The sequence below is a fragment of the Melaminivora sp. genome (genome assembly GCF_032059615.1).
GTDB lineage: Bacteria > Pseudomonadota > Gammaproteobacteria > Burkholderiales > Burkholderiaceae_C > Melaminivora.
The window spans coordinates 1-7325 of sequence record NZ_DAMCAM010000090.1 but is presented as its reverse complement, the minus strand read 5'-3'; the positions used below and the strand labels follow the sequence as shown (position 1 = coordinate 7325).

Annotated in this window: 10 protein-coding genes and 1 pseudogene; 3 read left to right on the top strand and 8 right to left on the bottom strand. The window is 70.3% G+C overall.

What is annotated here, in order from left to right; translation table 11 throughout:
- Nucleotides 1-86: 86 nt before the first annotated feature.
- From RT051_RS13965 to flgB, 5 genes are read right to left on the bottom strand one after another with little or no spacing between them, the layout of a single operon-like run.
- Nucleotides 87-827: a flagellar basal body rod protein FlgF gene (locus tag RT051_RS13965; protein ID WP_313077568.1), complete on the bottom strand. Its 741-nt coding sequence runs from the start codon at nt 825-827 to the stop codon at nt 87-89.
- A 34-nt stretch (nt 828-861) separates the two neighbouring features.
- Complete coding sequence (gene flgE, locus RT051_RS13960; protein WP_313077567.1) at nt 862-2124, bottom strand: flagellar hook protein FlgE; 1263 nt, start codon at nt 2122-2124, stop codon at nt 862-864.
- A 46-nt stretch (nt 2125-2170) separates the two neighbouring features.
- Complete coding sequence (locus RT051_RS13955) at nt 2171-2824, bottom strand: flagellar hook capping FlgD N-terminal domain-containing protein (protein WP_313077566.1); 654 nt, start codon at nt 2822-2824, stop codon at nt 2171-2173.
- Between the two features lie 2 nt (nt 2825-2826).
- Nucleotides 2827-3231 (bottom strand): flagellar basal body rod protein FlgC, encoded by a 405-nt coding sequence (flgC, locus tag RT051_RS13950; RefSeq protein ID WP_313077565.1) that lies wholly within the window; start codon nt 3229-3231, stop codon nt 2827-2829.
- A 17-nt stretch (nt 3232-3248) separates the two neighbouring features.
- Nucleotides 3249-3665, bottom strand: coding sequence for a flagellar basal body rod protein FlgB (gene flgB / locus RT051_RS13945; RefSeq protein ID WP_313077564.1), 417 nt, complete (start codon nt 3663-3665; stop codon nt 3249-3251).
- Between the two features lie 205 nt (nt 3666-3870).
- Between flgB and flgA the strand changes: the two genes are divergently transcribed.
- The 3 genes from flgA to RT051_RS13930 all read left to right on the top strand — a co-directional run bounded on the left by flgA (nt 3871) and on the right by RT051_RS13930 (nt 5475).
- Nucleotides 3871-4641, top strand: coding sequence for a flagellar basal body P-ring formation chaperone FlgA (flgA, locus tag RT051_RS13940; RefSeq protein WP_313077563.1), 771 nt, complete (start codon nt 3871-3873; stop codon nt 4639-4641).
- A 92-nt stretch (nt 4642-4733) separates the two neighbouring features.
- Nucleotides 4734-5084, top strand: coding sequence for a flagellar biosynthesis anti-sigma factor FlgM (gene flgM / locus RT051_RS13935; RefSeq protein WP_313077562.1), 351 nt, complete (start codon nt 4734-4736; stop codon nt 5082-5084).
- Between the two features lie 34 nt (nt 5085-5118).
- On the top strand, nt 5119-5475 hold the full coding sequence (locus tag RT051_RS13930; RefSeq protein ID WP_313077561.1) for a hypothetical protein: 357 nt from the start codon (nt 5119-5121) through the stop codon (nt 5473-5475).
- Between the two features lie 93 nt (nt 5476-5568).
- Here RT051_RS13930 and RT051_RS13925 read toward each other — a convergent pair whose 3' ends face one another.
- From RT051_RS13925 to RT051_RS13915, 3 genes and pseudogenes are all read right to left on the bottom strand, one after another.
- The gene (locus tag RT051_RS13925; protein WP_313077560.1) at nt 5569-6285 is read right to left on the bottom strand and encodes an RNA polymerase sigma factor FliA; all 717 of its coding nucleotides are present in this window, start codon (nt 6283-6285) and stop codon (nt 5569-5571) included.
- A gap of 11 nt (nt 6286-6296) precedes the next feature.
- Entirely contained in the window at nt 6297-7106 is an 810-nt protein-coding gene (locus RT051_RS13920; protein ID WP_313077559.1) for a hypothetical protein, read from the bottom strand.
- Nucleotides 7096-7325, bottom strand: a pseudogene (locus RT051_RS13915) (flagellar biosynthesis protein FlhF); the annotation flags it as partial. The gene RT051_RS13920 and the pseudogene RT051_RS13915, both read right to left, overlap by 11 nt.

The window sequence follows — 7325 nt, the reverse complement described above, 5'->3', positions numbered from 1 at the left end:
AGATCACGTCCAGCTGGGTCTGCTGGGCGGTCATGCCGGTCTTGGCGATCCACAGCGAATTCATCATGGCAGTAGTCCTTGGGCGGTTAGCCGTTCATGCTCAGCAGCTGGCCGGCGCTCTTGTCGTCGTTCTCGGCGGTGGACAGGAGGCGCATCTGCTGCTCGAACTGGCGCGAGGCGGCGATCATGCCGACCATGCACTCGACGGGGTTCACGTTGGAGCCCTCCAGCACGCCCGAGCGCAGGCGCGCGTTGGGGTCGGCCGGCAGGGGCTCGCCGCTGGCGGTGCGAAACAGGCCGTCGTCGCCGCGCCTCAAGGGGTCGTCGGCGCCCGGCGTGGCCAGCTTGAGGCGCGCCACCGGCTGCGGCGGCTGGCCGGCCATGCGCGCGGTGAGGGTGCCGTCGGCGCCCAGCACCACCTCGGAGCCCGGAGGCACGTCGATGGGTGCGCCGCCGTCGGAGAGCACGGCCAGGCCCGTGCCGGTGACCAGCTGGCCGGCGGCAGTGACCTCGAAGGCCCCGGCGCGGGTGTAGGTCTCGATGCCGTCCAGGCCCTGTACGGCAAACCAGGCGCCGCCCTCGGCCATGGCGTCCAGCGGCCGGCCGGTGGTCATGGCCGGGCCGGCCTTGTCCACGTGGCCGGAGGTGGCCTCCAGCGCAAAGACCCGCGTGCTCGCGCCCGTGCCCTGCAGGGGCACCGAGCGGAAGTTGGACATCTCGGCGCGAAAGCCCGTCGTGGACGCATTGGCCAGGTTGTTGGCCAGCACCGCCTGGCGTTGCGCGGCGGCGTTGGCTCCGGTCATGGAGGTGTAGATGATGCGGTCCATGGCGGGTCTTCCGGTGGTTCAGCGCTGGCGTGCGTCAGCGCAGGTTGATCAGGGTGGACATGACCTGATCCTGCGTCTTGATGGTCTGGGCATTGGCCTGGTAGGCGCGCTGGGCGGTCATCATGTTGACCAGCTCGGCCGTGAGGTCGACGTTGGAGTCCTCCAGCGCGCCCGAGCGCAGCGCGCCGAAGTTGCCGTCGCCCGGCACCCCTGGGTTGGCCGGGCCCGACTCGTGGGTTTCGACCCAGGCGTTGCCGCCCACGGCCGCCAGGCCCTGGGTGTTGCGGAAGTTCGCCAGCGCCAGCTGCCCCTCGGTGCGCGTCATGCCGTTGGAGAAACGCGCCAGGATGGTGCCGTCGTCGCTGATGTTGATGCCGGTGAGCTGGCCGGTGGCGTAGCCGTCCTGCTTGAGGTCGGAAACGGAGAACTTGGTGCCGAACTGGGTGGTGCCCGAGAAATCCAGCGCGACTTCACGCTGCACGGGCTGGGGGCCGCCCGGGCCCGGCGGGCTGTTCGGGTTGGCTGATGCGATGTCCGTCAGCACCAGGGGCCCGGGGCCGGAAGCTCCTTCCGGAGTGGTGCTGACGAACTTGCCCTCGCCATCGAATTCGATGCTGCCGATACGCGTGGCCGAGGTGTCGAGCGAAGTGAAGACATCCCAGGTGTTGCTGCCGTTCTTCTCGAAATAGAGATTGACCGGCGTGGCCACGCCCTGGCTGTCATAGACATTGATGGAGGTGCCATAGGTCGAGCGCGGCGTGCGCGGCGTGCTCGCTGCCGCATCGGTCGCCCGCGCGTCCAGGTTCATCGTCGCCGTGATCGACGTCGTCTCCTTGGCGGGGATGAGCGCGTTGGTGGGAAAGCTCACCGGCTGCGGCGCGCCGCTGAGCTGGATCTTGCCGGACTGCGGGTCGGGCAGGTAGCCCATCACCTTGGCGCCGCTGTTGGTGACCAGGTTGCCCTGGGTGTTGAGCTTGAAATCGCCCGCGCGGGTATAGGCCGGCGAGCCGTCGGGCATCTGCAGACGGAAGAAGCCGTTGCCGTTGATGGCCACGTCCAGGTTGTTGCCCGTCACCGAGAAATTGCCCTGGGTGAATTGCTGCGCGACGGCGCCGATCTCCACGCCGATGCCCGAATCCAGGCCGCCCACGGTGCCGATGGCGGAGGCCACCATGGCCGAGAACTCGGTGCGCGAGCTCTTGAAGCCGGTGGTGTTGGAGTTGGCGATGTTGTGGCCGATGACGTCAAGGTTGCGGGCCGAGGCGCTCAGGCCGGACAGGCCTTGCTGGAATGCCATGGTGTGCTCCTGGTGCGAAAAAGAAGGGGTGGGAAGGGGCGCGGGCTCAGAGCACGCCGCGCACGTTGGCGTAGTTGACGGTGTCGCCGCTGGCCAGGGTCAGCGTCAGCGCGCCGCTGTTGGAGCCGGTGGCGACCACCTGCGACTGCATGAGCGGCGTGACGGCCACGGCGCCCTCCTTGGTAGTGGCCGTGACGCGGAAGCGCAGGTCGGACGCATCACCCTGGTATTTGCCCGCGTCCCAGGTGAAGTCGTGGCGGCCCTTTTCCTGGGCGCCCAGCTGCAGGGTGTCCACCACCAGCCCGCCGGGCGTGACCACCTCGACCTTGACGTCGGTGGCGCTGCCGGCCAGATCGAACGAACCTGCGGCCTCGCCCTTGTCGTTCACGCTCAGGCGGTCGCCCTCGCTCAGCACCGAGCGGCCGATCATGCTGATGCCCTGGATCTGCTGCATGGTCGAGAACTGCTCGGCCATGGTCTGCATGGTCAGGTTCAGCGTCTGCAGGCCGGTCACCGTGTTGATCTGCGCCATCTGCGTGGTCATCTGCGCGTTGTCCATGGGGTTCATGGGGTCCTGGTTGTTCAGCTGCGCCACCAGCAGTTTCAGGAACCGGTCCTGCATCGCGGCCGGGTCGTTGCTGGCGTTGGCCGAGGGGCCTTCATGGACGGTGGGGCCGGAGCCCACGGGGGCGAGGATCATGATTACTGTCCCATCTGCAGGGTCTTGAGGAGCAGCGACTTGGCCGTGTTCATGACCTCGACGTTGTTCTGGTAGGAGCGCGAGGCCGAGATCATGTTGACCATCTCCTCGACCGCGTTCACGTTGGAGTGCGTCACGTAGCCGTCGGCGTCGGCCAGCGGGTTGGCCGGGTCGTGCACGCGCCGGCCGGGCACGTCGCTTTCCTGCACGTCCACCACGCGCACGCCGGCGGCGCCATCGGGGCCCATGGGGGTGGTCTGGAAGACGGCCTGGCGCGCCTTGTAGGCCTGGCCGTCGGGGCCGGCCACGGCGTCCACGTTGGCCAGGTTGCTGGCCACGATGTTCAGGCGCTGAGAATGCGCGCTGATGGCGCTGCCCGAGACGTTGAAGATGGAGAACATCGACATGACAGGAATCCTCCGGCTTACTGGCCCTGGATGGCGCTGAGCATGGTCTTGGCGCCGCCGTTGATGAAGCGCAGCGTCGCCTCGTAGCGCACGGCGTTGTCCACGAAGGCGGCGCGCTCGCGGTCCATGTCCACGCTGTTGTTGTCCAGGCTGGGCTGCGACTGCAGGGCGTAGCCCAGGGTGCTGTCGCGCGAGCCCAGCTCGCCGACGGCAGGCAGCGCCATGTGGCGCGTGTCGCTGGTGCTCAAGGGGCGCGCGGCGCCGGCCTGGCTGTCGGCCATGGCGCGCATGGCGTCGGAGAACTTGAAGTCGCGCGCCACGTAGCCGGGCGTGTCGGCGTTGGCGATGTTGCTGGCGATGGTGCGTTGGCGCTCGGCACGCAGCAGCAGCGCATTGCCGTGCAGGTTCACTTGCTGGGTCAGCTTGTCGAGCATGAAGGGGCCTCGGAAGGAGCGTGGAATCAACAGGGGCGGGCGGACGGTGTCTCGCCGTGGCCCGATTATGGAAATCGCCCCTTTCCGTGAAAGCGGAAAGAACGCAACGTTTGGCCCGCTGTTCCCGGCTTTCGCCGCCGCGCCCCGGCCTACAGTGCAAGGCGTGAAAGAGACCCTGGCCTCGCGCCACCGCTGGAGAACCGCCATGCCCCGTCCCGCTGCCTTCCGCCCCGCCGCCCGCGCCCTCGCGGCCCTTGCGCTGGCCTGCGCCACGGCCGCCGGCCAGGCGCAGGTGGCCGGCCAGCCCGCCCTTCCGGCCGGGCAGGCCGCGCCGCAGCAGGACCTGGGCGCCGTCACCCAGCAGTGGCTGGACCAGGCCCTGGGCCAAGCCCAGAGCTTGGCCGGCGGCACGCTGCCGCTGCGCATGGAGGTCGAGGTGGGCACGCTCGATTCGCGCCTGCGCCTGGCGCCGTGCGAGCAGGTCGAGCCCTACCTGCCCGCGGGTGCGCGCCTGTGGGGCCGTACCCGCCTGGGCCTGCGCTGCGTGCAGGGGGCCACGCGCTGGAACGTGTTCCTGCCCATCACCGTCAAGGCCTGGGGCCCCGCCTGGGCGCTGGCCGGCAGCGTGGCCGCCGGCAGCCTGCTGACCGAGCAGGACGCCATCGAGACCGAGGTGGACTGGGCGGCCGAGCCGGCCGCCGTCATCGCCAGCCGCGAAGCCTGGGTGGGCCAGACGGCCGCGCGATCGCTGGCCGCGGGCCAGACGCTGCGCCAGGGCATGGTGCGCGCGCCCGAAGTCTTCAAGACCGGCAGCCCGGTGCGCGTGGTGGTGCAGGGGCCGGGCTATGCGGTCACGTCCTCGGGCCAGGCCATGAGCGGGGGAGCCATCGGGCAGAATGTGCGCATCCGCATGGGCAATGGCCGGATCATCGGCGGCATCGTCTCGGAGGACGGGACAGTGCAAGCCGCCATGTGACGCCGAACTTACGGCATGGCCCTAAAGTTCGCGCTCCATTGGTCGAAAAGACTCACACTGGCCCCATCTGACATGGGGTGGTGGAGAGTGCGATGAAGATAGGACACAACAACCCGGAACTTGCCAACGCGCGTTCGCCGCAGGCGGCTGCCGCCCGGCAGCAGGCCAAGGCGGCAGCGCCCGCGCCGGCCGCCGAAGCCGCGGCCCAGGGCGCTTCGCGCGCCGCGGCTGGTGCGGCCGCTGGCGCCGGTGTCCCGGTCACGCTGTCGAGCGCGGCCCGCGCGGCCGACGCCGGCCGCAGCAGCGCCGACTTCAACGCGGCCAAGGTGCAGGCGGTCAAGGCGGCCATCCAGAACGGCACCTTCCGTGTCAACGCCGAGGTGGTGGCCGACAAGCTGCTGGCCAACGCCCACGAGATCCTGTCGCGCTCGGCGCAGGGCTGAGCCCCGCCGGCGGTCCGCACTCCCGCCCAGGCATATGGCCACCTTTCCCCAGGACCCTCTCTCCTCCCTCGAAGCGCAGCTGCAGGCCCTGCAGGCTGCGCTGCTGTCCTCCGACCCCATCACCTTCGAGCAGGGCGCCACCGCCCTGCGCCAAGCCGCGGCCGCCCTGCTGCAGGCGCGCCAGCGCGCCGCCACCGGCACGGTGGACGCCGCCTCCGCCGAGCGCCTGCAGGCCCTGGCGCAGCAACTGTCGCAGCTGCGCGAGCAGCTGGCGCGCGTGCTGGCGCTGACTGAGCGGCAGGCCGCCTCGCTGCTGCCGCCCAGGAACGAGGTCACCTATGGCGGCTCCGGCCCCGCATCGCCGGCGCGCCTGTACCGTCCCCCGAGCTGACGCCTCACCGGCAAAATTCCCAAGAAAAAAGCCCTTGACCGTTGTCCGGCAAGGGCTTTCAGCTATGGATTTTGATGATGCAGGCGCTGGCCGTCAGTGCGCCCGCATCTTGGTGCGCAGCCGCGCGATCGCCTGGCTGTGCAGCTGGCACACGCGCGATTCGGTCACGCCGAGCACGGCGGCGATCTCCTTCAGGTTCATGTCCTGCTCGTAGTACATGCCCATGATGTACTGCTCGCGTTCGGGCAGCTGGCCGATGGCGGCCACCAGCGAGTCGCGCAGGCGGTGGTCGCGCAGCACCGACATGGGGTCGGCCCCCTCGTCGGCCACGTGGCGGTCGAGAAAGCCCTCGTCGTCCTCGCTGCCGTGGTGCATGTCCTCCAGATAGACCAGCTGCGTGCCGCGCACCTTGCCCAGCAGGCTCTGGTATTCCTGCAGGCTCACGCCCAGCTCCTGGGCGATCTCGGACTCCAGCGGGCTGCGGCCCAGGCGCTGCTCGGCGCGGTGCAGGGCGCGCTCGATGTCCTTCTGGCTCTTGCGCGAGCTGCGGCTCATCCAGTCGCCGCCCCGCAGCTCGTCGAGCATGGCGCCGCGGATGCGCTGGCTGGCAAACGTCTCGAACTGCACGCCCTGCGCCACCTCGTAGCGCGACAGGGCGTCGGTCAGGCCGATCATGCCGACCTGGATCAGGTCGTCGAGCTCCACGTTCGCCGGGAGCTTGACGATCAGGTGGTGGGCGATGCGCCGTACCAGCGGCACGTGCTGGTGGAACAGGGCATCCCGGTCGAGCTGGCCTTTCGCGGTGTACATGGCGGGTATTGTCAGTGGCTGCGTTCCAGGGAGGACCACGGCGTGGCGGCAGGGCTGCTGCCCGGCAGCAGCGGCATGCCTGCGCCTGCCGCCTCCATGGTGCATGCGTTTTCCAGCAGCTGCAACGCCAGGCGCTGCACGTCCTGCGCGCGCCCGGGTGCCACTGTGGTGGTGTGCACGTGCAGGCCCAGGTGCTCGCCGGCGCTGCGCTGCAGCGTGGCCAGCGCCTCGGCCGTCTGGCGCGCCGGGGCGGCGCCGGGCGGCTGGATGGAGACCACGGTGCTGCGCGAGACGCCGGCGTGCAGCGCCAGATGCTTGAGCTGGCGGTAGCTGCCGACCATGCCCTGCGCGCCCGGGCCGGTCATGACCAGGGGGGAGCAGTGGTCGGCGGCCGCCCGCGCCAGCAGGGGCGCGAGCAGCGGCGCCGGCGCGTAGAGCACCGCCACGGCGTAGCTGCGAAACAGCGGTGCCAGGGGCGCCAGCGTCGAGGGCAGGGTGTCGGCGCGGCGGGCCAGCTGCACCAGGCCGCGTGCGGCAGGCACCACGGGCAGCGTGCCGTTCATCATCCAGTCGGCGGGCCAGGGCATGCCGCCGAGCAGCTGGGCCAGGCCGGGCGCGTCCTCGTTCTCCGCGGCCGTGCCGTCGAGCACCACCACGGGGTAGGACAGGCGCTGCAGGCTGGCGCAGACCTGCCACAGCATCTCCAGCTCCAGCCGGCCCGCGCCGGGCTGGCTGGCCACGGCCAGCAGCCGCAGCTGCCGCTCGGGCGTGAAGCCGTGCAGGCCCATGGCTTGGTGCAGCAGGGGCGCTTCAACCCACATGGGACAGCCCCTGCTCGCCCAGGCCGGCCGCGGCCGGGCTGAAGAAGAAATTGAGCTCCGCCTCGCGCGGGTCGAAGGCCGAGCGGGCGCTGCTGCGCATGGAGGCGCCCACCAGCTTGTGCGCGTCGGCCATCTCCCAGTCCTCGGGCACGCGCTGGCCGTTAGTCACGCCGCGCAGCACCATCTGGTGGCGGATCAGCGCGTCGATGGCCGGGCCCA

Coding starts and splice junctions, on each gene's coding strand:
- flgB (WP_313077564.1), bottom strand. CDS start 3,665: ATGCTCGACAAGCTGACCCAGCAAGTGAACCTGCACGGCAATGCGCTG.
- RT051_RS13930 (WP_313077561.1), top strand. CDS start 5,119: ATGGCCACCTTTCCCCAGGACCCTCTCTCCTCCCTCGAAGCGCAGCTG.
- flgM (WP_313077562.1), top strand. CDS start 4,734: ATGAAGATAGGACACAACAACCCGGAACTTGCCAACGCGCGTTCGCCG.
- RT051_RS13920 (WP_313077559.1), bottom strand. CDS start 7,106: ATGTGGGTTGAAGCGCCCCTGCTGCACCAAGCCATGGGCCTGCACGGC.
- flgA (WP_313077563.1), top strand. CDS start 3,871: ATGCCCCGTCCCGCTGCCTTCCGCCCCGCCGCCCGCGCCCTCGCGGCC.
- RT051_RS13965 (WP_313077568.1), bottom strand. CDS start 827: ATGGACCGCATCATCTACACCTCCATGACCGGAGCCAACGCCGCCGCG.
- RT051_RS13955 (WP_313077566.1), bottom strand. CDS start 2,824: ATGATCCTCGCCCCCGTGGGCTCCGGCCCCACCGTCCATGAAGGCCCC.
- flgC (WP_313077565.1), bottom strand. CDS start 3,231: ATGTCGATGTTCTCCATCTTCAACGTCTCGGGCAGCGCCATCAGCGCG.
- flgE (WP_313077567.1), bottom strand. CDS start 2,124: ATGGCATTCCAGCAAGGCCTGTCCGGCCTGAGCGCCTCGGCCCGCAAC.
- RT051_RS13925 (WP_313077560.1), bottom strand. CDS start 6,285: ATGTACACCGCGAAAGGCCAGCTCGACCGGGATGCCCTGTTCCACCAG.